Here is a 21536-nt window from a genome sequence, read left to right as displayed (position 1 = left end):
GTCTATGAGTGAGAAAAAGGGATTCTTTGGGAAACTGGTAGCAGGACTGCAAAAGACAAGGGACAATATTATATCGGGGATGGATTCCATTTTCAGCGGCTTTTCGGCCATCGATGATGAGTTTTATGAGGAGATCGAAGAGACTTTGATTATGGGAGATCTTGGAATTCAGACCACCATGTCGATTGTGGAGGATTTGAGAAAAAAGGTAAAGGAACAGGGAATAAAGGACCCGGCCGAATGCAAGGATCTTCTGATGGAAAGCATCCGGGATCAGATGGATTTAGGGGAAAATGCGTATGAATACGAAAACCGCCAGTCCGTTCTGCTGATCATCGGTGTCAACGGAGTGGGAAAGACCACCTCCGTCGGCAAGCTGGCCGGCCAGTTAAAGGACGACGGGAAAAAGGTGATTCTCGCGGCGGCAGACACCTTCCGCGCGGCGGCGATTGAGCAGCTGACGGAGTGGGCCAACCGGGCGGGTGTGGACATCATCGCCCAGCAGGAAGGCTCCGATCCGGCCGCTGTCGTCTATGATGCCGTGGCCGCAGCCAAATCACGCCATGCGGATATTCTGATCTGCGATACGGCGGGGCGGCTTCACAATAAGAAAAATCTGATGGAAGAGCTTAAGAAGATTAACCGGATCATCGACAAGGAGTTCCCGGAGGCATACCGGGAAACGCTGGTGGTGCTGGACGGAACGACCGGGCAGAATGCGCTTTCACAGGCCAGACAGTTTATGGAAGTGGCGGATATCACGGGAATCATCTTAACGAAGCTGGACGGAACCGCCAAGGGCGGAATCGCCGTGGCAATCCAGTCGGAACTGGGAATTCCAGTCAAATACGTGGGGGTTGGAGAGAAGATCGACGATCTGCAGAAATTTAACGCAGGGGAGTTTGTGAATGCATTATTCCATGTGGAAGAGAAAGAAGAGGCGTAAGTTATGTTGACATTGGAGAAATTTGAAGAGGCAACAGAGGTTGTAAGCAAGGTAACGCAGGAGACAAAGCTGGTGTACAGTGAGTATTTTTCCTCCCAGACCGGCAACAGGGTCTGGTTCAAGCCGGAAAACATGCAGTATACAGGCGCTTATAAGGTAAGAGGCGCTTACTATAAGATCAGCACCTTGAGCGAGGAAGAGAAGGCGAAGGGCTTAATTACCGCTTCCGCCGGCAATCACGCTCAGGGTGTGGCCTACGCCGCGAAGCTGGCCGGAATCTCCGCGACCATCGTGATGCCGACGACAACGCCTCTCATGAAGGTAAACCGGACGAAGGGATACGGAGCAGAAGTCGTTCTGGAAGGCGATGTATTCGATGAAGCCTGCAGTTACGCCTACCGGCTGGCAGAGGAAAAAGGCCTTACCTTTATCCATCCGTTTAACGATTTGGATGTAGCTACGGGCCAGGGAACCATTGCCATGGAGATCATCAAGGAACTCCCGACCGTGGATTACATACTCGTTCCCATCGGCGGAGGCGGACTCTGTACCGGCGTTGCCACACTGGCGAAGATGCTCAATCCGAAGATCAGGGTGATCGGTGTGGAACCGGCGGGCGCCAACTGTATGCAGGAATCCCTGCGCCAGGGCAAGGTAGTCTCCTTAAACGGTGTCAACACCATCGCGGACGGCACGGCGGTACAGTGCCCCGGCGATCTGCTTTTCCCCTACATCCAGGAGAATGTGGATGACATCATCACCATCGAAGATTCGGAACTGATCGTTTCTTTCCTCGACATGGTAGAGAATCACAAGATGATCGTGGAAAACTCCGGCCTTCTGACTGTAGCGGCCTTAAAGCATATGAAGGTGGAAAACAAGAAGATCGTCTCTATCTTAAGCGGCGGCAACATGGATGTCATCACCATGGCCTCCATCGTACAGCACGGCCTGATCCAGAGAGACAGAGTCTTCACCGTATCCGTCCTGCTTCCGGATAAGCCAGGCGAGCTGGCCAAGGTTTCCACACTTCTCGCCAAAGAGCAGGGCAACGTAATCCGTCTGGAACACAACCAGTTCATCAGCATTAACCGAAACTCGGCTGTGGAACTGCGCATCACACTGGAGGCTTACGGCACCGACCACAAGAACACCATCATGGCCGCGCTCACCGAGGCGGGATACCGTCCGAAGCTGGTGAAGTCCAAAGGAACTTACGCGGATTAAACCTATACGGATTAGAATTATGCAGATTAGAAGATTATAAAAAGGCATCAGAACTGCGGGGAATGACGATACCGCGGCTCTGATGTCTTTTTTTAGCGTCATGGAAAAGTCGGTCTTTTCTTTCAGCCTTCTCTAAACAAAAACGAATCCTCTGGAAGGATCGCCCCCTCCTGGCTCACCACGGCCGCCGCCACCCGATTGGCTGCCGCGATGGAATCGTACAGGCTTTTTCCTTTCTGCAGGCTGGCAAGGACCGCCCCGATATGGGCGTCGCCTGCTCCGATCGTGTCCACGACCTGTGAAGGGATACCCGGAACCAAATAGGAAACTTCTGCGCTTTCACGGCAGTAAGCGCCGCGTTCACCCAGGGTTACGATTACCGGACTTCCCGTGATCTGAAAGAGGGCGGCCGCAGAGTCTGCCACACTGTCCCGGCCTCCCAGTTCCAGCGCTTCCTGCTCATTGATATGGAGCACGGGCGAGAGTGCGAGGATTCGGTTCAACCGGTTTCCGGAAAGTCTGATTCCACGCGGGCCAGGCGCAAAAAAGAGCTGCGGGCCTGGCTCTTTCTCGAAATATTCCACCAGCGCCTCCCCCGTAGGTTCTTCCACCTCCAGTCCGCAGAGATAGGCCATGGCGTAATCTTCCATGCGGTAAGGCTCCATCCACTCTTTCTGAAAGGTGTATTCGACCCCGTGCAGAGAGAGAAACGTCCGCTCCCCGGAAGCCTCCACGAGGCAGTAACAGCAGCCATTTTCTTTTTCGGGGAGATAAACCGGGATGGGAAAACCATGAGCAGTCAGCGCATCCTTGACGAAGCTGCCGTATATTCCGCCGCCTACTGGAGAGATGAAGGTGAATTGTGAGCCGGAGTACAGCAGCACGTGCGCCACGTTGCAGGCACAGCCCCCAAGTGCCATAGTCTGACTTTTTGGATGGAGATCTTCTCCGGTTACGGGAAGATGATCCAGCTTCAGGATGATGTCCACGCAGGTGGAACCGACAACCAGTATTTTTTTCATAAACTGCACATGGAGACTCGTGCCTTTAGACATGAGAGGAATTGTGCCCCTCCTGACTCTTTCGCAAGCTCCTTCTCCTTTTTGTTTTTTATTTTTCGAACTTTCGTTTGCTCTTTACTTCTGATTGTGGTAAAATATACTCAGCCCATAATCTATTATGAGGTATAAAATCTATGAAATCTATTACTATTACTGCTAAAGTCAAACTATACCCTACATCAGAACAGATGATTATTTTGAATAAGACACTGTCCGTTATCCGGGATGTGCTGAACTTTGTCTCCGCCTTCGTTTTTGGACAGGAAGGCATCCGCTATCTCGAATTAAACCATGCCTTATACTACCCGGTCAGGCAGCAGTTTGGACTCCGCTCTCAGATGACACAGAGTGTATTTAAGACCGTCCTTGCAAAATATAAATCCATGAAAAGCAATGGACACCCCTTTTGAAAGCATCTTTTCGAAACTTCGAGTATGATCTGGTCTGGAACCGGGATTACTCCATATCGGATCAGTACGTCAGCTTAAATACCCTTTCCGGCAGGTTACATATCCCCTTTGAACCGAAAGGGATGGAACACTGGCTGCGTGCCGGCGGACGCTTTGGCACTGCCAGGTTGATTCGGAAAAACAGGAAATATTATCTGCATATTCCGGTCACCCTGGAAGTTGAGAACAGGAATATCTTAAACCATATCGTTGGAATTGATCTGGGTGTGAACCATTTGGCTGTTTCCTTTGACGATGAAGGGAACACCCGGTTCTTTTCCGGCCGCGCAGTCAAGGAAAAGCGCGCAAAATCCCTTGCCCTGCGGAAGCGCCTGCAAGCATGTGGAACAAAATCAGCAAAGCGTAAGCTGAAAAAGCTCCGTGAGAAAGAAACCCGTTACGTAACCGCGGTAAATCACGCGGTTACGAAGGCACTTATCTCACAGTATGGAGCAGGGACGCTTTTTATTATAGAGGATTTAACAGGGATACGCACAACCACGGAACACGTCCGTTTAAAATCCCGGTATGTAATGGTCTCCTGGGCATTCTATCAGTTCCGTGAGATGCTGGAATACAAAGCCGCGCTGTCACAGTCAGAAGTACTTGCGGCAGACCCGAAGTATACCAGCCAGAGTTGTCCAGTCTGTGGGAATACGACAAAGGCTAACCGCAACAGAAAGAGGCATGAATTTTGCTGTACGGTATGCGGTTACCGAAGTAATGACGACCGAACCGGAGCCATAAACATCTACCGTAAAGGATGTAATACTCTGTTCGCAGAGGCCTGTTAGGCAGAACCGAAGCAGGCGGGCTGCCGTCAATCAGCCTATTGTAGCCGACGTTTGAGGTAGGAGACATGAATCACATGTCGTACTACGTGTAGTTGAGTTACAAGCCCGTGCCTGGGTCTGCCCCACTTCATCGGGCATTAGACATGGGTAATTGACAAGCGCCTCCGGTATCCTAATTTTTTCGTTATAAAAACTTAAGATTATTATACGCGGAACTGGAAGTTCCTTCAATTGCTTTTCCATGTTTCCTATGTTAAACTTTTAGGGAACTGCTAAATACGAAAGAAGAGAGATGAAGATAGATGTACGATCAGATAACAGTTATGGCAAAAGAACTTTATGAGAAAAGCGTGGCGCTAAGAAGAGACCTGCACCGGCACCCGGAGACGGGCTGGCTGGAGATGCGCACCTCTGCCGTCATCGCCGGGATTTTAACGAATCTGGGCTATGAAGTGCTGACTGGCCGCCAGGTGGTGGATGACAGAGCCAGAATGGGCCTTCCATCCGAAGAGGCACGGCGGGAGCACACAAAGCTGGTCAGGGAAAGCTGGGATACGCCCCTTACATACCTGACAGAGGAGATGGAGGCAGGATATACAGGGGTAATCGGAATCCTGCGCTGTGGGCAGGGCCCCGTATGCGCCCTCCGGTTTGATATCGACGCCCTCGGCGTCCTGGAGGATGAGAACGCCTGCCACAGACCGGCGCGGGAGGACTTTGCATCACGGTGTTCCGGCGTCATGCACGCCTGCGGCCACGACGGCCATACCGCCATCGGCCTCGGCGTGGCAGAAGTTCTCATGAATTTACGGGAACATCTGCACGGAACGGTAAAACTGATCTTTCAGCCCGCTGAAGAAGGCGTGCGGGGAGCCAGAGCCATCGTTTCCAAAGGCCATTTGGACGATGTGGATTATTTCGTCGGAACGCATCTTGCGCCTTTGGATGGCCCCGATGACGGAGCGGTGACTCCGGCGACCTATGGCTCCCTTGCGACCACCAAGTACGACGTCATCTACCGCGGTGCACCGGCTCATGCGGGCGGCTTCCCTGAAAAGGGACGAAACGCCCTTCTGGCGGCGGCCTGCGCGGCGATGGGGTTAGCGGCTATTCCGCGTCACAGCGAAGGCGCCAGCAGGGTCAATGTGGGGACGCTTCACGCAGGCACCGGAAGAAATGTTATCCCCGATTACGCAAAAATGGAGATAGAACTGCGGGGGGAGACGACTGAGATCAACGAGTATATGGCAGAGAACGCCAGACGCGTCTGTGAGGCGGCTGCGGCCATGTACGGCTGTACCTGTGAGATGATCTGCATGGGCGCCGCCGATTCCCACCACAGCGATTTGACGCTGGCAGACAGGGCCGCTGCGGTTATTGAGCGGGAGCTTCCCGATATCCGGGTCAGCAGTGTGCGCTGCGCCAGAAACTGGGGCAGTGAGGACATATCCCTGATGATGAACCGTGTTCAATCTCATGGCGGCCAGGCCATCTGCATGCGGAATATAACGGCCATGGAAGCACCGCAGCACACGGCGGATTTCGATTTCGACGAAAAAGTGCTGGAAGAAGGAATACGGGTATTTTCTGCCATTGCTTACGATTTACTGCGGGATGAGCCGCTGCACGGCTGAATAGTTACGACTATACAACAAGGAGAATACGAATGAAAATTATCATATCCCCGGCCAAGAAGATGCGGGTACAGACAGACATCATGGAAGAGACGGGCATGCCTGTTTTTTTAGAGGATGCAAAACGGCTTCACGATATTTTAAAGGCGTATTCCATGGAGCAGCTGAAGAAGCTGTTCGGCGCCAATGACGCGATCACAAGGCAGAACTACGAGCGTTACCAGACAATGGATTTAGAGAGGAGCCTGACACCGGCCATACTGGCTTATGTCGGCCTCCAGTACCAGTCCATGGCTCCCGATATTTTCACCGGTTCCCAGTGGGACTATGTGAAGGAACATTTACGGATACTCAGCGGATTTTACGGCGTTTTAAAGGCATGTGACGGTGTTGTTCCATACAGGCTGGAGATGCAGGCCAGACTTCCGGTCGATGGAAAGAAAGATTTGTATGGTTTCTGGGGAAACCGGATCTATGAGGAGCTGACGGCAGATGAGGATGGTGTGATTGTCAATCTTGCATCGAAAGAGTACAGCCGCGCGGTGGAACCCTGGCTTACAGCTTCCGACACCTTCATCACCTGTGTCTTCGGCACAGAGCAGGAGGGAAAGGTCCGTGTGAGAGCGACCGCCGCGAAGATGGCGAGGGGCGAGATGGTGCGGTTCATGGCCGCAAACGGCGTAAGGACCGCCGAAGAGCTAAAGAAATTTCATGCATTAGGATACCGTTACCGGGAAGAATATTCCTTGGAAAATGAATATGTTTATGTTCAGGAGACTTGATTATGCGGCCTAAAAAGAACATTTGGAGTTATTTAGTACTCTGTCTGGCAGTGGTATTTGCGAGCCTCATGCCCATGACAGCGTACGGGGCGGCAGACTGGCCGTCCGAGGTGGCCATCGAGGCGGATGGCGGAATCCTGATGGACGCGGAGACCGGAACGATCCTTTATGGAAAGAATATCAACGAGGCGTATTATCCGGCCAGCATCACGAAGCTTCTGACGGCCCAGGTAGTGCTGGACCGCTGTAAACTGGATGAAACGGTGGAATTCTCACAGAATGCGGTCTACAACGTGGAACAGGGGAGCAAGAGCCTGAGCATGGATACAGGCGACCGGATGTCGGTGAAGGACAGCCTGTACGGCCTGATCCTGCATTCTGCCAATGAGGTGGCCAATGCGCTGGCTGAGCATGCGGCCGGAAGCACGGAAGAATTTGCAAAGCTGATGAATCAAAAGGCAGAGGCACTTGGCTGTACCGGGTCTAATTTCGTTAATCCCAGCGGTTTGAATGATCCGGAGCATTACACGACGGCCTACGATATGGCCTTGATCGCCCGGGCGGCGCTGAATTATCCCGAGATCGTTGAAATCATGGGAACGAGAGTCTATAAGATTCCGCCCTCCCAGAAGGCTCCCGAGGGACAGACGATCTCACCGGGTCACAAGATGCTTAAGAAGAACGATGCCGCCTATGATTCCAGGGTTTTCGGCGGGAAAACCGGATTTACTTCGCTGGCCGGCAATACGCTGGTGACCTATGCAAAGAAAGACGATATGACGCTGATCGCTGTCATTTTAAACGGCCATCAGACACATTATACCGATACGAAAAAGCTGCTGGATTTCGGTTTCAGCCGCTTTCAGTCCATGAAGCTTACCGACTATGAAGGCAGTCTCGTACCGGAGAATCATCTGACCTACTCGGATTCCAATACGGATCAGTCGCTTCTTCTGCTGAACCAGAACAGCCGGATCGTGCTGCCGAAGGAGGCGGATCTGTCTGCCGTCGTTCCCATTGTGAGCTATGATGAGACGTCCCTGACTCCGTCGGGAACCGTGGTCACGGTCAATTACTTATACGGAGAGCGGACGGTCGGCCACGCCTGGATCACCCCAAATCCCGCGGTCAGGAGCCGTCTCACCAGATCCGCCGTTCCGGAAGGCCTGTCAGACCAGGCCGCCCCCAGCGGGCGTTTCCTGATGAATCTGTCCCGCGGCTGGCTCCTGGCTGCCGGAGCTGCCGCTGCACTGGCCGCCGTCGCATGTGGTATTCTGTTCTTCTTAAAGAGGCAGAAAATCAGGGAGGCGAGAGTCGCTGCCGTGAGAAAACACCGCAGAGAGCAGTGGATGCAGGAATCCGGCTGTTCGGCGGAAGAATTCGAGGCCCTGCTTGCCAAACGTAAGGGCTCTTCCGGAAAGAAGCGCAGGCATTAGTCTTGCCCGACAGGAAGGGCAGTGTTATAATAAAAAAAGAATGACAAAACAAGGAGGGCAATATGGATTACAGAAAAGCGGCGGAAGCCAGAAAATCAATCAGAGAATTTACGGACAAACCAGTATCCGGGGAACTGAAAGCAGCACTCACAAAATGTTTCGCAGAATGCAGGCGTCTTGTACCAGATATCAGCACAGACATGATTATACTCGATGGATCAGAATGCGCCCAGCTTCAGGGGAATGCCGGATACGAAGGCCTTACGTTCGAGGCGCCGGCCTACCTGCTTCTCCTGTCGGAAGTGAAGCCGGGATATCTTGAAAACGCCGGCTATATGAATGAAGATATGATTCTTCACATGACCGACATGGGACTCGACAGCTGCTGGCTGACGGTTGACGACGATCCGGCGCTCCGGGCGGCGTTAAAGATCGGGGACGGCAAAAAGGTGGCGGCCGTCACAGCCTTTGGTTATGGAAAAAAAGAGAGAAGCTTAACGAGACTGCATATCAGAAGTATTTCCGATGTGGATGTCATCACGAGAGAGGGCCATCTTGCCCCGAAGATTTCACTTGCACAGATGGTATACGGCGATGTATGGGGAAAAGAAGCCGATTTAGATGAGATGTATATCGACGACGGTCTCAGAGAGGCATTATATGCGGCAAGCTACGCGCCTACCTTTTTAAACCGCCAGTCCTTCCGCCTCCTTCTGGCAGACGGAAAAGCAATCCTGGTGAAGATGATGGACTCCATGACCGGAGAACTCGACGCCAGATTAAACTGTGGAGCTGTCATGCTGAATTTTGCGGCGGTTCTCGACGAGCGCCGTCCATTCCCGACAGAGTGGGCCATCGGCAGTCTGAACGGGTATGAACTGCCGGCAGACTGTGAGATCGTCGGATACTGCAGTCTGTAACAGATATCAATGATTTCAGCAGGCCGGGACGCTTATTGTGCGTCCCGGCCTTTTATGCATCCGGCCGTTATTTTCCACAATGGTGTTGACATTAATGACTACATGATGTAATATCAAGATATGACTACATCATGTAATAAAAAAGAGGTGCCATTATGGAAGAGATACAGGGAATGTCCGATGCGGAAAAAGAAATTATGGAAATTATCTGGAATAGCGGCGGATCCATTTATATCGCCGAGCTGTTAGAAAAAGCAGAAGAGAACGGGCGGGGCTGGAAGCGGACCACGATTCGCACCTTTATCACCCGTCTAATTGAAAAGGGATTTATCATTTCCACCCGCCGCGGCAGAATGAGCGAATATACGGCCGCGGTGACGAGAGAAGAGTATCTGTCAGGGCAGGCCCACACGTTTGTACGGGAATATTTCGACGGCAGCGTCAAGCATCTGCTCACCTCCCTGTTTGGTCAGGAGCAGCTGGACTCCGAAGCGGCGGATGAACTGCAGCGGTTCTGGGAGAAGTGTAAGGAGGAATCCTGATGCAGAAGCTTTTTTACCTCTACTTATCCGTTTCTTTATCAGCCTCTGTCATTATCGCCGTACTGCTCCTGTGCCGGCCGCTGTGGAAACGCCGGTTCAGCAAGACATGGCAGTACTATATCTGGCTGCTGGCCGTGGTGAGACTGCTGATTCCATTATCCCCGGCTCCCGGCATGATCGGCCGCGCCGCCGAGTGGGGTTCGGAGTGTCTGGCTGCAGGCATCTCTGCCATCATGGCTCCGGAAGATCAGATTTCTCCGGTTCCGGTTTCTACGTTTCCCATTTCTCCGATGGATGATGGCTACGCACAGCCCGATGACGAGATGTCTGATCCGGAAGAACCGTTCATGGCAGACGATCCCGGGCCGGAGAAGCCTTCCAGTAATCCTGTTACAATGGCCGCCGTCGGCTCACGGGCGTTTTCCTTCCTGTGGGTCATCTGGTCTATCCCCGCGCTGCTGATTTTCTGCCGCCAGATCTTCGCGTACCGCAGATGCTTAAAGCTTCTCCGGTCGGTCTCTGTGTCTGCAGAAGACACTGCGGCCGCCGGAATCTGCCGCAGTGTGGCGCTGGAATTGAAGATTCGGCGCAGGATCCCGGTGTATTACTGCAAAGAAACGTTTTCTCCCATGCTGGCGGGGATTTTAAAGCCCTGCATTCTGCTTCCGGAGATCGACCTTATGCCGTCTGAGCTATACGATATCTTCCGCCACGAGCTGATTCACTACAGGCGGAAGGATATTCTCTATAAATGGATGATCCAGCTTGCTGTCTCCATCCACTGGTTTAACCCGCTCGTCTATTTTATGCGCCGGGAATGTGATCACGCGTGTGAGCTTTCCTGCGACGAGAAAGCGATTTCCGGCCTGTCCGCGGAACAGCGGATGGCCTACGGCGATACGCTCCTTTTCTCTTTGAAGGGAACCGGAACGGCCGGACACGCGGTTTCCATGCCGCTCTGTGAAAATACCCATATGCTTAAAGAAAGACTGGAGGCTGTTATGAAGACAAGAAAGACCACAAGAATTCAAAAGATGGCATCGCTCATGATAACCGCACTTTTAACCGGTTCACTTCTGGCCCTCGGCGGTTTTTCAGCAGGAGCGCAGGAGACGACGGGCCTGCAGGTGCAAAAAAGTTCAGAGAGAACGGATGCCTGGCTCAACGATTCGGCGAATCCCGAAAGCAAAAAATGGCGGCACAGCTTTAAAGTCACAGGCTTTTTCGTAAACAAGTACGGAATCCGTCTGGCGTGGAACAACGATTCCTCCCTGTATCAGACAACCCGCCAGGTCACGGCTGGAGACGTATATACGGTGTCCTTTATCGAAGAGATGAAACAGTATGCGGATGATCCGGAGGTTCTGGAAGCCATTCGTCTGGCCATTCTGGAGGAACGCAGGACAGAAGAGATTTCCACCAATCAGTGGGTCACAAACTTCATCATGACGAATCCGGTCGTGGTGGGAGTGGACGGTCCCTACCAGGAGACATACGATGAGCTGGCCGTTAAATTTTATGAGGGAAATAAGATAGACTACTATTCTGCTGTGCTGGAAAAAGCATCGAAGAAGACGCAGAACACGATGATCGACCGGGCTTATCGGGAGAAGAATATCCCCTGTTTCAGCCTGTCAGATGAATTTCTGACGACAGAGGAGAGGCGCCAGTATCTGAAAAAAGCCTATCAGGATGACCAGATCGCATTTTTCAGCATTCTCGTTAATGAGGCAGACGGGGATCTCTTAAAAGAGACAGGAGAGCAGGCGTATCAAGATGAAAAAATCGCTTTCTTTTCCATCCTGTTTTCAGATCTCCCCGGGGAAAACCAGATAAAATACGCATACAGAGCCTACGAAGACGGACGGGAGCAGGTTTTCGCGATCGCCGTAAAAGCCTTAAACTCCTATCAGTGTGAGGAATTGGCCCAACGGGCCTACAAGGAAGGGAAGAAGAGTTTCCTGTTCCTGATCCCAGGCGCTGACGACGACCTCTAGTGCAGAATTCACCGGAACTTATGCAACGCTGTGCTAGAAAAAGCGGGGGCGTCTCCAGTCCATACTGCAAACGTATGGTACCGGAGACGCCCCCGCCGTTTTATGAGACAGGTTTTATGAGCCGGTTTTTACGAGGCAGGCGTCCTGTTTTCATGTTCTCTGGGCGAGATTCCCGTCACCTTCTTAAATACCTTGCTGAAATAATAGGGGTTGTCGAACCCCAGCATATCTGAAATCTCGTACATCAGATACTGGTGGGTATCGATCAGTTCCTTGGCATGTTCGATTTTCACCGTGGCGATATAATCGGACAGGGTGCTGCCGGTCAGCTTTTTGAAGGTATTGCTCAAATGGCCGGCGCTGATATTCAGACTGTCCGCGATATCGGCCAGGGTCAGCTTTTCCATATAATGCTCGTCCACATAGGCCCTGGCCTGCTCCACCAGCTTGTCGGAACGGGTGGATTTGCGGTCATTCAACAGGCGGCAGAGCTTGCTGCAAAAGCTTTGAAGCCATGTCAGTATATCGGCCAGGCTGTTAAACTGATAGAGCCGGCCCGCCACATTGATGGCGTAAGGAAAGATATCGCCGTAGCTGTTGTCCGCGCTCTCAAAATAGGAATACAGATACGTATAGAGGTTGATGCATGCGCTGGCCGCCTGCTCCTTGCCCGGCTGGTTTTCCTTAAACAGGGTGATGATCTGTTCAAAGACGGCCGCCAGCTTATCGCTGTCATTCTGCGCGATCGCGGCGGATAAATCTTTTTTGAAAATATTGATATTGAAATCCTTTGCCCGGCTCATGTGATACCTCTGCCCCTGGTAGAAGACCACCGGAGAGCTGGACTCGAAATAGTAGACTTCCAGCGCGGTCTGCGCCTCCGCCAGCGCCTCCGTGAGAAGCGGAATCTCCGTTTTCCTTGTACTCACACCGAATACGGCGCTGAACTCGAAATACGTCTTTAGAGCCACCGCCATCTTCTGACAGAACTCCGATACAACCGTCTCAAATACATCGCCATCCTTTAAGGAAGCGGCCAGTAAGTACGTATCCGTCCGGAACTCCAGAAGCGTGTGGCGCAGGAAGGTTCTGGTGGCGATTCCGCCCAGGATGTCCATCAGCTGTTTGCTGATCTGATGGAAATCGTAAGGATCGTCATCCGTCTCAAACGCGATATTGATAGGGCTTATGGAGAAGAGGAGAAGAAATGGTTCCGGATACTCCTCCTTCACCTTATCCGGCACTTCCGGGGCGTTCCCGGACAGCAGAAGCTGGCTTAAATAGTTCTTTGACAAATTCTCCTGATTGTCTTTTATCAGATCATTCAGCAGCTGATGCTGCTTCTGGCTTACAAGCAGTTCGCAGGCGTCTTTGGCCCGCGCCAGGGAGGCGGCAAGCGCTTCCTCATTCAAATCCAGCTTGACGAGATAGTCGGAGGCCCCCAGAGAGAGCGCCTTCCGAACGAGATGAAACTCCTCTAAATTCGTCAGCACGATGAAGGAGAAGGTACAGCCTTCGTCCTTGCATTTCTCCACCAGCTCCAGTCCGTTTAACACTGGCATCCGGATATCGGTGATGACAATATCCGGCTTCAGTTCCATGATCATATCGAAAGCGGACGGGCCGTTGGTGGCCTTGCCGATGATGGTACAGTCATACTCCTCCCAGGTGATAAGAGATGCAATACCAGCCAGGATGAGCGGTTCATCGTCCACGATAATAACTCTGTACATATTTTACTTTCCTCCCTGCGGCCAGCCTCTAAAATTCCAGCGGCAGCGTTATGGTAATAGTGGTATACTGATCAACTACACTTTCAATCGTAAGGCCGTAATCCTCGCCATAGACCAGTTTAAACCTGCGGTCTACATTGGGAAGACCGATGCCGCTCATGTTGCTGCGGGTAATTCTGGATGTATCGGTCAGCAGTTTTTCAATGTTTTCCGGAGAAATACCGATGCCGTTGTCCGTGACGGATATGTGCAGGACGCCGGCCTTGACCCATACGCGGATCGTGATGAGACCGGTGCGCCCGCTGGGCTCAATACCGCTGAAGATGGCGTTTTCCACAATGGGCTGCAGCGTCAGCTTGATGATCCTCGCGTCGTAGAGTTCCTCCTGATCGACAATAATGTCGATATCAAACAGTTCAATATACCGAATCTTCTCAATAATAACATAATTTTGAAGAAAATCCAACTCCTGACGAAGCGTGACCTTCTCGTTGAAGCCCTTCGCCATGTTCTTTAACAGCGAGGAGAGGGCCGTGACTACGGACACGATTCCGCTGTTTTTCTGCATGGTGGCGATCCATTTGATGGAATCCAGTGTATTATAGAGGAAATGGGGATTGATCTGCGCCTGCAGCATCTTGATTTCCAGATCCTTTTTTTCTTTTTCACTTTCCACCCTGGTCTCTAAAAGGTTGGAGATGCGTCCCGACATCTGATTGATCTGCCGCCCGATCATACCGATCTCATCGTCCGTCTCAATGGAGTGATCCGGTTCGAAATCTCCCTTTGATATCAGCTCCAGGCGCTTCGTCAGACGGCTGATGGGCGCGCCTAACTGGCGGGAGATCAGAAGTGAGAGAGTGAGCCCGATGGCGATGCAGAAGAAAAATATGATCAGAACGGTTCTCCTGATGACGCCGTGATCCAGCTGCATCCGGCTCTCTGGCCGGATTTCAAAGAAAAGCAGGCCGCTGACCGGCTGCTTCGTATAGGTAATCACACAGTTTTCGTGATGGAGCTTCATCTGGTAATTGCCTTCCTGCTCTTTGGAAGCCAGGAGGCTGGAAATAATAGGGGAAGTATCAAATTCCTGTTCTCTGTCGGTGGAGGCGATGATATCCCCGCCCTCGGTGACCGCGTATACGAGGACATCCGAAGGCAGACTTTTTAACGTGTCGGAGAACAGGGTGGGCGCGATCCCTAAAAAGACCCAGGATTCTTCCGGCTTGTTGCGTGCGCTGTACTGGAGGGGCCGGAGAAGCGGAAGAAGCTTCGATACTGTGGACCGGCCTTTGCCGGACTTGAACGGATTGTCCTCCAGCGAGAGGGTATATTGAGCGTTCTCTCTGTATAAAAGGGAGGAAAACCATGGGGCTTTCATGATGTTTTCCACATCCATGGACGCGCCGAAGGAATTCCCGGCCTGAAGGACGAGACCGTTATGGTAGAGAACGATTTTATTGATGTACCTGCTGTAACCGGAGATGGCACAGAAATCCCGGAGCACATCGGAGGCGTAGACGGCCATGGAGGTATTATAAGGCTTGTTTGGGCTGTCCAGCGTGGTGGCGAAGAACAGCGACTTGCGCTCCGCGCAGTTTAATACGATATTCACCATCTCATCGTATGCAACCTGCAGGCGTTCAGACAGGGTGCGGACACGGTTTGCGGAGTTATTAGTCTCGCTGATGATGACATCCTGGCAATAGGAGCGATAGTTATAGAAGCTTACCGCGCTCGCGATACAGATGATGACCAGCATATTATATAAGATCAGTTTTTTCTGAAATGTCTTCTGCATTTTCCCGTTTTTCTGTCTCTCTTCTTTATTCATATTCCATCCCTTTCTCCACATTCTTATGGATATCATACTAATAAAACAGCAGGATTTCAATTGCCAGAAAGGCCTGATATGAAAAAAATACAAGAATCTGTAAATAATATATTTTTTCTCTTTTCCATTTTCCCAAATCAGAAAAATAGTAACAGAATTATAAAAATCGTTAATTTAACGGAAGGGGAAAATCTGGTATTCTTATGTCATCAAAGGAACACAAACAATTGTGATTCAAGAATAGGGAGGTTTTAACATGAAGTTAAAGAGAGTTGCAGCACTGACACTTGCAGCCGGTATGGTATGCACATCACTCGCAGCATGCGGAAGCAAGGACACAGCAACAAAGGCACCTGAGACGACAGCGAAGGAAGAGACCACAACAGCGGCAGGAGCTGAGAGCAAGGAAGAGACCACAGCGGCCGCAAGCGGTGAGAAGCAGGTTCTTTCTGTAACCACATGGGATTACGACACAACCCCGCAGTTCTCCGCAGTAGTAAAAGCATATGAAGCAAAGAATCCAAACGTAGAGATCAAGGTAATCGACACTTCCGCAGACGAGTACAACAACTCCCTGGGAATCAGCTTATCCGCTGCTCAGGCCGATCCGGACGTTATCTGGGTAAAGGACATGGGCTCCATGCTTCAGATGGCAGACAAGGGCCAGCTGCTTCCGTTAGATGAGATGATCAAGGCGGACAACCTGGACTTATCCGTATACAGCGGTGCGGCAGAGCAGTTAATGTACAACGACACTACCTACGGACTTCCATACCGTTCAGACTGGTACGTATTATATTATAACAAAGATTTATTCGACGCAGCAGGCGTTGAATATCCTTCTAATGATATGACATGGAGCGAATACGATGAACTGGCAGCAAAGATGACCTCCGGCGAGGGCAGCGCCAAAGTATACGGAACACATGATCATACATGGCAGGCACTCGTTACCAACTGGGCTGTTCAGGACGGAAAGCACACCGTTGTTGAGAAAGATTACTCCTTCTTAAAGCCATATTATGAGGAAGCACTTGCATTACAGGAAAATGGTTATATGCAGGACTACTCCACATTAAAGACAGCCAACATTCATTACTCATCTGTATTTAAAAATCAGCAGTGTGCCATGATGCCGATGGGCAGCTGGTTCATCGCAACCATGATGCAGGCTCAGGCAGAAGGCGAGACAGACTTTAACTGGGGCGTAGCAAGAATTCCTCATCCGGAAGATACAGAATCCGGCTACACCGTAGGTGCTTTAACACCAATCGGAATCAGCGCTTACACAGATCAGAAAGATTTAGCATGGGATTTCGTAAAGTTTGCATCCTCTGAAGAAGCAGCCAACATTCTTGCTGAGCAGGGCGTATTCACAGGTATCCAGACAGACGAATCCATCAACACCATCGCATCCGCAGAGTATTTCCCGGAAGGCGACAGCAACAAGGAAGCTTTAACTTATACACATTACGCATTTGACCGTCCTCTTGATCCTCAGATCGAAGAGATCCGTAAGCCATTAGACGAAGTACATGAGATGATCATGATCAAGGCTTACTCCATCGATGATGGTATTGCAGAACTGAACAAACGTGTAGCAGAAATAAAGGGCTGGAACTAATTATTAACAGGTTCCCATGACAGAAAGAGCGCCTCTGTAAACTTATTATAGTGAGCGCTCTTTCTTATGGGAAAAAGTGCAGAAGCCAGGAGGTATAATAAATGGAAGAGAAAAAAAAGAAAGGTTTTTCCTCGCGTCAGAAACGAGTGATCCGCGACAATATGGTCGGTTACGCGTTCATACTGCCGAATCTGATCGGTTACGCGATTTTCATCTTCATTCCCGTATGTTTTTCTTTTGTATTAAGTGTTATGAAATGGGATGCCTCCCAGGCTCCCATGGAGTTTGTCGGGCTTGCCAATTTCGCTCAGATCTTTAAAGACGAAATATTCATGAAGTCCTTCTGGAACACCATCGAGTATGCACTCATGACGGTCCTTCCGACCCTGGTGCTTTCTCTGCTTTTGGCCGTTCTTTTAAACAATAAGCTGAAAGGAATCGCCATTTTCCGTACGGCAATCTATTTCCCATATATCGCCTCCATCGTGGCGGTGGGAGCAGTCTGGAACATGCTGTTTCAGCCGGATTTCGGACCGGTCAATGAATTCCTGAAATTCATAGGAATTGCCAATCCGCCCCGCTGGGTGGTCGATGTGAACTGGGCCATGGTGGCCATTTCCATCGTCAGTATCTGGAAATACATGGGGTATTATATGATCGTTTACTTAGCAGCCCTTCAGGGAATCTCAAGCTCCCTCTACGAAGCGGCCAGCATCGATGGAGCCAACGGCTGGCAGAAGCTTCGCTACATTACGATTCCGATGCTGACACCTACCACATTCTTCGTCCTGATCATGCTGACGATCCAGTGCTTCAAGGTATTCGACTTAGTATACGTTATGACCGGCGGCGGCCCTGGCAATGCGACCAAGACCCTGGTCAACTACATCTATGAAAAAGCATTTACCAGCTGGCAGCTGGGGCCGGCAAGCGCAGGCGCGATCATTCTCTTCGCCGTTGTACTTGTCATCACGCTCGTACAGTTCGCCGGTGAGAAAAAATGGTCTCAGGACTTAATGTAAAGGAGGGAAACGGTATGCAGACAAAACAGAAATCATACAAAGGTTTGATCTATATTTTATTAGTTTTACTGTCCTTATTCATGCTGGTTCCTTTCTACTGGATGGTGATTTCCTCCTTAAAGCTTAACAAGGACGTATTCTCCATTCCCATGAAATGGTGGCCGGATACCATACACTGGAACAATTACCAGATTATCTGGAAAAAGCTTCCGCTTACGACCTTCTTCTTAAATACTGCGAAGCTGACAATCTGTACCACTGTAATCCAGCTGTTCACCAGCTGTCTTGCGGCTTACGGCTTCACAAAGACGAAATTCAAGGGAAGAGACTTGATTTTCCTGATGTATGTTACCACCATTGCAGTTCCGTGGCAGGTATACATGATTCCTCAGTTCATTCTGATCTCCAAGATGGGCTTAAATGATACTCATATCGGACTGATCCTGATGCAGGCATTCTCCGCCTTCGGCGTATTCTTAATCCGTCAGTTCTATATCAGTATCCCGGATGAGCTCTGCGAGGCCGCCAGAATCGATGGTTTAAATGAATTCGGCATCTTCTCAAGAATCGTTCTTCCGCTGGGAAAACCGGCGATGGCGACCTTGACGATCTTCACCTTCACCAATGTGTGGAACGACTTTATGGGTCCCCTCATTTACTTAAAGACAAAGGAATTAAAGACGATTCAGTTAGGTATCCGTATGTTTATTTCCCAGTATGGCGCTGACTATGCATGGATCATGGCGGCTTCCGTCTGTTCCCTGATCCCGGTTGTCATCGTATTCTTAAGCTGTCAGAAGTTCTTCGTGGAAGGCGTTGCAGCCAGCGGAATTAAGGGGTAAAATGAAAGGAAAAGAATAAGGAGAATTGATTATGGCACAGACCCTTAACACAATCCGGAATTATCCGGGCATGGAAGAGGGGATGACAACTACGGCGCTTAACGGCGCCGTAGCTGTTATCCGGGAAAACCTTCCGGTATTTACAGAAAAATTTCAGTCCTCCAACAGCTTCGGCGGCTTCTATGAGCCGACGGAAAATGTGGAATGGACCACCGGATTCTGGACCGGCTCGATCTGGCTGGCCTATGAGCATACCGGGGACGAGGCATTTAAAAAAGCGGCCGACGTTCAGGTGGAAAGCTTTTTAGAGCGAATCGAAAAGAAAATCGACGTAAACCACCACGACATGGGCTTCTTATACAGCCTGTCCTGTGTGGCGGCTTACAAGCTGACCGGCAATGAGCACGCAAAAAAGGCGGCGCTTCTGGCGGCCGATCATCTGGCGGAGCGCTACAGGGAGAAAGGGAACTTCCTTCAGGCCTGGGGAAATCCGGGAGAGCCTAAGGAGTACCGGCTGATCATCGACTGTCTGTTAAACCTTCCTATCCTTTACTGGGCGACGGAGGTTACCGGAGATGAGTCCTATGCACAGAAGGCGGAGCATCACATCAAAACCGCCATGAAATGCATCCTGAGACCCGATAATTCCACCTACCATACCCATTTCTTCGATGTGGAGACGGGAGAGCCCACTTACGGCGTAACCCATCAGGGCAACCGGAACGGTTCCGCATGGGCGAGAGGCCAGGCATGGGGCGTCTACGGGATCGCCCTCAGCTACCGCTATTTAAAGAACCCGGAATACATCGATTTATTCTGCCGTGTTACAGACTACTTCATCGAACATCTGCCGGAAGATCTCGTTCCCTACTGGGATTTTGATTTCGACACGGGAAGCACAGAACCGAGGGATTCCTCCGCGTCGGCCATCGCTGTCTGCGGAATTCTGGAGATGGCGAAGTATTTAGATCAGGAGAAGGCCGACCGCTATTTAACGGCCGCGGACCGTATGCTTAAGGCCCTCGTGGATCACTGCGCCAATACGGACATCACGAAATCCAACGGACTGCTGCTCCACGGTACGTATGCACGGGATTCCAAGGAGAATACCTGCACGAACCGCGGTGTGGATGAATGCAATACATGGGGAGATTATTTCTATATGGAAGCCCTGACCCGGCTTTCGAGGGATTGGAAGTTATACTGGTAAAGGAGATGAGACATCGATGAAAACCAATCTTTTGTATGTCTTCGCGGACCAATGGCGCGCCGAGGCCATAGGCGCTCTCGGAAGCGATCAGGCAGTAACGCCGAATATCGACCGTTTTTCAGAGGAAAGTGTCTGCTGTACCAATGCGTACAGCACCTTTCCCTTATGTTCCCCGCACCGGGCTTCTCTCATGACGGGCAAATACCCGTTCCGCGTGGGAATGTGGACGAACTGCAAGATCGGCCTGGAAGAGAAGATCATGCTGAAGCCCCAGGAGACCTGTATCGCCAATGTTTTAAAAGACGCGGGCTTCGCGACAGGTTATATCGGCAAATGGCATCTGGATGCGTCGGAGCTCAATTTTAATCCGCATCCGAAGTCCGGCGCCAGGGAGTGGGACGCGTATACGCCGCCGGGAGAGAGAAGACAGGGCTTCGATTATTTCCTGTCCTACGGAGCGTGCGACGATCATCTCGATCCCCACTACTGGCTGAATGATGAGACTCAGATCAGGCCCGGCAAATGGTCCGCAGAATACGAGACCGACAAAGCCATCGAATATATGGATCAGAAGAAGGATGAAGACGAACCGTTCGCACTGTTTGTATCCTATAATCCGCCGCACCTGCCTTATGAGCTGGTGCCGGAGCGCTATTATGAAAAGTTTAAGGATTTAAAGGTTCACTACCGTCCCAATGTGCCGGAATCCATGCGGGAAGAGGGCGGTCTCTTAGAGACGCAGACACGCCAGTATTTTGCCGCGGTTCATGGAATCGATGAGCAGTTTGGCAGAATCCTGACCTGGCTTAAGGAAAACGGCATGGAGGAAAACACTCTGGTGGTGCTGTCCGCCGATCACGGGGAGATGCTGGGGTCTCACGGACTTATGAGCAAGAACATCTGGTACGATGAGGCGCTTCACATTCCGCTCATTTTCCGGCAGAAGGGAAGACTGGAGCCCGGAAAGAATGAGGCGATCTTCGCAAGTCCCGACCACATGCCAACGCTTCTGGAGCTTCTGGATCTGGAGGTGCCGGAGACGTGCGAGGGTTACAGCCACGCAGGAAGCTTGACCACGACTCCGGCAGAGACCGGCAGTGCAGTATCCGGTGAACCGGAAGATATGCTGATCTGTTCCTATCCCGGAGGCGCGGACATGGTTGCTGCATTTTCGAAGCGCGGTCTGACGCACAAAGCCTATGGCTGGCGCGGAATCAGGAACAAACGGTATACCTACGTCATCACCAATGGCTACACCCCCGATGAGCCGCAGAGAGAGCTTCTCTATGACAGAGAGCTTGACCCGTATGAAATGAATCCGCTGGAAGTGGAAAAGGACTGTGCAGATGCGCGGATCCTGGCATTTCGGGAACGGCTGAAGCATTATCTGGAGTTGACAGAGGACCCGTTTCTGTGGGACAGATTCTGAGACGATACAGTGCAGGAAAAGAAAAATAAATAAAAATATCCCCGCCCTTTCGGC

General features: G+C 51.2%; 18 protein-coding genes. 15 read left to right on the top strand and 3 right to left on the bottom strand.

Annotated features, from left to right (window positions below; all coding sequences use genetic code 11):
* The first annotated feature begins 4 nt into the window (after window positions 1–4).
* Both ftsY and ilvA read left to right on the top strand, forming a co-directional pair.
* Entirely contained in the window at window positions 5–946 is a 942-nt protein-coding gene (gene ftsY / locus DFR60_RS30675; protein WP_207659532.1) for a signal recognition particle-docking protein FtsY, read from the top strand.
* A gap of 3 nt (window positions 947–949) precedes the next feature.
* Window positions 950–2173 (top strand): threonine ammonia-lyase, encoded by a 1224-nt coding sequence (ilvA, locus tag DFR60_RS30670; protein ID WP_207659531.1) that lies wholly within the window; start codon window positions 950–952, stop codon window positions 2171–2173.
* Between the two features lie 122 nt (window positions 2174–2295).
* Here the strand turns inward: ilvA and DFR60_RS13435 are convergent, their stop codons facing one another.
* Window positions 2296–3195, bottom strand: a complete 900-nt coding sequence (locus tag DFR60_RS13435; RefSeq protein WP_110323458.1) for a PfkB family carbohydrate kinase — start codon at window positions 3193–3195, stop codon at window positions 2296–2298.
* 173 nt (window positions 3196–3368) lie between these two features.
* Between DFR60_RS13435 and DFR60_RS30900 the strand changes: the two genes are divergently transcribed.
* The 8 genes from DFR60_RS30900 (at window position 3369) to DFR60_RS13400 (ending at window position 11788) form a co-directional block, all read left to right on the top strand.
* Complete coding sequence (locus DFR60_RS30900) at window positions 3369–3644, top strand: helix-turn-helix domain-containing protein (RefSeq protein WP_243005068.1); 276 nt, start codon at window positions 3369–3371, stop codon at window positions 3642–3644.
* On the top strand, window positions 3641–4477 hold the full coding sequence (locus DFR60_RS13430; protein WP_243005067.1) for an RNA-guided endonuclease TnpB family protein: 837 nt from the start codon (window positions 3641–3643) through the stop codon (window positions 4475–4477). The genes DFR60_RS30900 and DFR60_RS13430 overlap by 4 nt, the downstream gene beginning before the upstream one ends.
* A 302-nt stretch (window positions 4478–4779) precedes the next feature.
* Window positions 4780–6111 (top strand): amidohydrolase, encoded by a 1332-nt coding sequence (locus tag DFR60_RS13425; RefSeq protein WP_110323337.1) that lies wholly within the window; start codon window positions 4780–4782, stop codon window positions 6109–6111.
* A gap of 32 nt (window positions 6112–6143) precedes the next feature.
* Window positions 6144–6893 (top strand): peroxide stress protein YaaA, encoded by a 750-nt coding sequence (yaaA, locus tag DFR60_RS13420; RefSeq protein WP_110323336.1) that lies wholly within the window; start codon window positions 6144–6146, stop codon window positions 6891–6893.
* Between the two features lie 2 nt (window positions 6894–6895).
* On the top strand, window positions 6896–8329 hold the full coding sequence (locus DFR60_RS13415; RefSeq protein ID WP_110323335.1) for a serine hydrolase: 1434 nt from the start codon (window positions 6896–6898) through the stop codon (window positions 8327–8329).
* Window positions 8330–8391: 62 nt separating this feature from the next.
* A complete protein-coding gene (locus DFR60_RS13410) occupies window positions 8392–9249 on the top strand; it encodes a nitroreductase family protein (RefSeq protein ID WP_110323334.1) in 858 nt (285 codons plus the stop codon).
* 155 nt (window positions 9250–9404) lie between these two features.
* The gene (locus DFR60_RS13405; RefSeq protein ID WP_002604190.1) at window positions 9405–9791 is read left to right on the top strand and encodes a BlaI/MecI/CopY family transcriptional regulator; all 387 of its coding nucleotides are present in this window, start codon (window positions 9405–9407) and stop codon (window positions 9789–9791) included.
* Window positions 9791–11788, top strand: coding sequence for a M56 family metallopeptidase (locus DFR60_RS13400; RefSeq protein WP_110323333.1), 1998 nt, complete (start codon window positions 9791–9793; stop codon window positions 11786–11788). The genes DFR60_RS13405 and DFR60_RS13400 overlap by 1 nt, the downstream gene beginning before the upstream one ends.
* A 128-nt stretch (window positions 11789–11916) precedes the next feature.
* Here DFR60_RS13400 and DFR60_RS13395 read toward each other — a convergent pair whose 3' ends face one another.
* Together DFR60_RS13395 and DFR60_RS13390 are read right to left on the bottom strand one after the other, a co-directional pair.
* Entirely contained in the window at window positions 11917–13521 is a 1605-nt protein-coding gene (locus tag DFR60_RS13395; RefSeq protein ID WP_110323332.1) for a response regulator transcription factor, read from the bottom strand.
* A 28-nt stretch (window positions 13522–13549) separates the two neighbouring features.
* Entirely contained in the window at window positions 13550–15355 is a 1806-nt protein-coding gene (locus tag DFR60_RS13390; RefSeq protein WP_110323331.1) for a sensor histidine kinase, read from the bottom strand.
* A 256-nt stretch (window positions 15356–15611) separates the two neighbouring features.
* Here DFR60_RS13390 and DFR60_RS13385 point away from each other — a divergent pair, with 256 nt between their 5' ends.
* The 5 genes from DFR60_RS13385 to DFR60_RS13365 all read left to right on the top strand — a co-directional run bounded on the left by DFR60_RS13385 (window position 15612) and on the right by DFR60_RS13365 (window position 21482).
* Window positions 15612–16979, top strand: a complete 1368-nt coding sequence (locus DFR60_RS13385) for an ABC transporter substrate-binding protein (RefSeq protein ID WP_110323330.1) — start codon at window positions 15612–15614, stop codon at window positions 16977–16979.
* Window positions 16980–17080: 101 nt separating this feature from the next.
* Window positions 17081–18001 carry a carbohydrate ABC transporter permease gene (locus DFR60_RS13380; RefSeq protein WP_055652704.1) on the top strand — a complete coding sequence of 307 codons (921 nt, stop codon included), beginning with the start codon at window positions 17081–17083 and terminating at the stop codon, window positions 17999–18001.
* Between the two features lie 14 nt (window positions 18002–18015).
* Complete coding sequence (locus tag DFR60_RS13375) at window positions 18016–18843, top strand: carbohydrate ABC transporter permease (RefSeq protein WP_110323329.1); 828 nt, start codon at window positions 18016–18018, stop codon at window positions 18841–18843.
* A 31-nt stretch (window positions 18844–18874) separates the two neighbouring features.
* Complete coding sequence (locus DFR60_RS13370) at window positions 18875–20053, top strand: glycoside hydrolase family 88 protein (RefSeq protein ID WP_110323328.1); 1179 nt, start codon at window positions 18875–18877, stop codon at window positions 20051–20053.
* Between the two features lie 16 nt (window positions 20054–20069).
* Window positions 20070–21482: a sulfatase family protein gene (locus DFR60_RS13365; protein WP_110323327.1), complete on the top strand. Its 1413-nt coding sequence runs from the start codon at window positions 20070–20072 to the stop codon at window positions 21480–21482.
* Window positions 21483–21536: the final 54 nt, after the last annotated feature.

The sequence above is a fragment of the Hungatella effluvii genome (assembly GCF_003201875.1).
Lineage (GTDB): Bacteria > Bacillota > Clostridia > Lachnospirales > Lachnospiraceae > Hungatella > Hungatella effluvii.
The sequence above is the reverse complement of the archived record's forward strand: the minus strand, read 5'-3'. Positions and strand labels throughout refer to the sequence as shown.

Coding starts and splice junctions, on each gene's coding strand:
- ftsY (WP_207659532.1), top strand. CDS start 5: ATGAGTGAGAAAAAGGGATTCTTTGGGAAACTGGTAGCAGGACTGCAA.
- ilvA (WP_207659531.1), top strand. CDS start 950: ATGTTGACATTGGAGAAATTTGAAGAGGCAACAGAGGTTGTAAGCAAG.
- DFR60_RS13435 (WP_110323458.1), bottom strand. CDS start 3,195: ATGAAAAAAATACTGGTTGTCGGTTCCACCTGCGTGGACATCATCCTG.
- DFR60_RS30900 (WP_243005068.1), top strand. CDS start 3,369: ATGAAATCTATTACTATTACTGCTAAAGTCAAACTATACCCTACATCA.
- DFR60_RS13425 (WP_110323337.1), top strand. CDS start 4,780: ATGTACGATCAGATAACAGTTATGGCAAAAGAACTTTATGAGAAAAGC.
- yaaA (WP_110323336.1), top strand. CDS start 6,144: ATGAAAATTATCATATCCCCGGCCAAGAAGATGCGGGTACAGACAGAC.
- DFR60_RS13415 (WP_110323335.1), top strand. CDS start 6,896: ATGCGGCCTAAAAAGAACATTTGGAGTTATTTAGTACTCTGTCTGGCA.
- DFR60_RS13410 (WP_110323334.1), top strand. CDS start 8,392: ATGGATTACAGAAAAGCGGCGGAAGCCAGAAAATCAATCAGAGAATTT.
- DFR60_RS13405 (WP_002604190.1), top strand. CDS start 9,405: ATGGAAGAGATACAGGGAATGTCCGATGCGGAAAAAGAAATTATGGAA.
- DFR60_RS13400 (WP_110323333.1), top strand. CDS start 9,791: ATGCAGAAGCTTTTTTACCTCTACTTATCCGTTTCTTTATCAGCCTCT.
- DFR60_RS13395 (WP_110323332.1), bottom strand. CDS start 13,521: ATGTACAGAGTTATTATCGTGGACGATGAACCGCTCATCCTGGCTGGT.
- DFR60_RS13390 (WP_110323331.1), bottom strand. CDS start 15,355: ATGAATAAAGAAGAGAGACAGAAAAACGGGAAAATGCAGAAGACATTT.
- DFR60_RS13385 (WP_110323330.1), top strand. CDS start 15,612: ATGAAGTTAAAGAGAGTTGCAGCACTGACACTTGCAGCCGGTATGGTA.
- DFR60_RS13380 (WP_055652704.1), top strand. CDS start 17,081: ATGGAAGAGAAAAAAAAGAAAGGTTTTTCCTCGCGTCAGAAACGAGTG.
- DFR60_RS13375 (WP_110323329.1), top strand. CDS start 18,016: ATGCAGACAAAACAGAAATCATACAAAGGTTTGATCTATATTTTATTA.
- DFR60_RS13370 (WP_110323328.1), top strand. CDS start 18,875: ATGGCACAGACCCTTAACACAATCCGGAATTATCCGGGCATGGAAGAG.
- DFR60_RS13365 (WP_110323327.1), top strand. CDS start 20,070: ATGAAAACCAATCTTTTGTATGTCTTCGCGGACCAATGGCGCGCCGAG.